Origin of the sequence: Muribaculum sp. (assembly GCF_029051885.1) — a bacterium.
Taxonomy (GTDB): Bacteria; Bacteroidota; Bacteroidia; order Bacteroidales; family Muribaculaceae; genus Muribaculum.
Window position 1 is genome coordinate 1 of sequence record NZ_JAIDKI010000014.1, and the last position, 1,737, is coordinate 1,737.

1 protein-coding gene and 1 pseudogene are annotated in these 1,737 nt (G+C 52.5%); both read left to right on the top strand.

Going from position 1 to position 1,737, the window contains the following annotated elements:
• Window positions 1-57: 57 nt before the first annotated feature.
• Window positions 58-792: pseudogene (locus K2I50_RS00550) on the top strand (bifunctional 5,10-methylenetetrahydrofolate dehydrogenase/5,10-methenyltetrahydrofolate cyclohydrolase); the annotation flags it as partial.
• 21 nt (window positions 793-813) lie between these two features.
• Window positions 814-1,737 (top strand): CapA family protein (locus K2I50_RS00555; RefSeq protein WP_301024307.1); only part of this gene is annotated, 924 nt, incomplete at its 3' end.

The following is a 1,737-nucleotide window of genomic DNA, read 5'->3' on the forward strand; positions in this document are numbered from 1 at the left end:
GGCTTACGAGCTTTCTGGCTTTCTGGTGGGGTCGGAGATGTGTTTAAGTGACAGCATAAAGTGCGTGCATGCGAGCAGTGTGGTTTCACATCCACTCTCATACGTATGGAAGACGATGCTACAGAGGCCGAACTGCTTGAGGCCGTAGAGCGTCTCAACAATGACCCTGATGTCGATGGCTTTATTGTGCAGCTGCCTCTTCCCAAGCATATATCGGAGCAGAAGGTAATCGAGGCAATTGATTATCGCAAGGATGTCGATGGTTTCCATCCGATTAATGTGGGACGTATGTCCATAGGTCTGCCTTGCTATCTTTCGGCTACTCCGGCAGGCATAATCGAGCTTCTTGCAAGATATGAGATTCCCACAAAGGGGAAACATTGTGTGGTACTTGGCCGCAGCAACATCGTAGGTAAGCCTGTAGCATCACTGATGATGCAGAAGCATATACCCGGCGATGCTACAGTGACTGTATGCCATAGCGCTACCGTAAATCTTAAGGAAATATGCCGTGAGGCCGATATTATAATCGCGGCTCTCGGTCAGCCCGGTTTCGTCACCGCCGACATGGTAAAGCCCGGTGCTGTGATTGTCGATGTGGGCACAACACGTGTACCCGACGCCACACGCAAGAGCGGTTTCCGTCTGCGCGGTGATGTCGACTTTGATAATGTAGCGCCTTTGTGCAGCTATATTACACCTGTGCCGGGTGGGGTAGGTCCTATGACCATCTGTTCCCTTATGAAGAATACTCTTCTTGCCGGACAGGGTGCCATATATCCGCGTGACTGATACTTATATCCGTTTAGTGCGATGACACTTATATCATGTCTGTTGTTTTCACTCGCCTCCATGCTTTCGTGGGGGGAGCCGGCTTCGTCGGTCGACCTGGTGTTTGCCGGGGATGCCATGCAGCATCAGGCGCAGATTGACGCTGCCCGTCGCGCTGACGGAAGGTATGATTATTCTCAATGTTTTTCTGAGATTGCTCCTTATATCAAAGGAGCCGATTATGCTGTAGTAAATCTTGAAACACCTCTCGGGGGCGCTCCATATACCGGTTATCCATGTTTCAGCGCCCCCGATGAATATCTTGATGCGCTTTCCGCGGCCGGATTCGACATGATGCTCACGGCCAACAATCATACTCTTGACCGCCGTGACCGCGGACTTGTGCGCACTCTTGACCGTCTTGATGCATCGCCGGTAGACCATCTGGGCACATATCGCAACGCTTCCGAGCGCGACTCCGTATTGCCCCTTTTGCGCGACATCGCCGGTTTCCGTATCGCATTTCTGAATTACACTTACGGCACCAACGGCATAACGTTGCGCACCGATGCTGTTGTCGACTACATCGACCGCGCTCTGATAGCCTCCGATATAAGGCATGCCCGCAAGAAAGGGGCGGAAGTAGTGGTAGTGTGTATGCATTGGGGCGAAGAGTATCAGCTGCTGCCAAATGACACTCAGCGCTCTTTGGCCGATTTTCTTGTAGACAATGGGGCCGACATCATAATAGGAGGGCATCCGCATGTGATACAGCCTATGGAGATGCGCACTGATTCGCTCGGACGACGTGCTTTCGTGGTATATTCGCTCGGCAACTTCATCTCCAATATGCGTACGCGGGATACTCGTGGCGGAGCTGTCGCCCATGTGCGCCTGACACGCGACATGCTCGGACGTGCTGTCGTGGATACTGCCGATTACCGCCTGTTTTTTACTGTGCCGCCT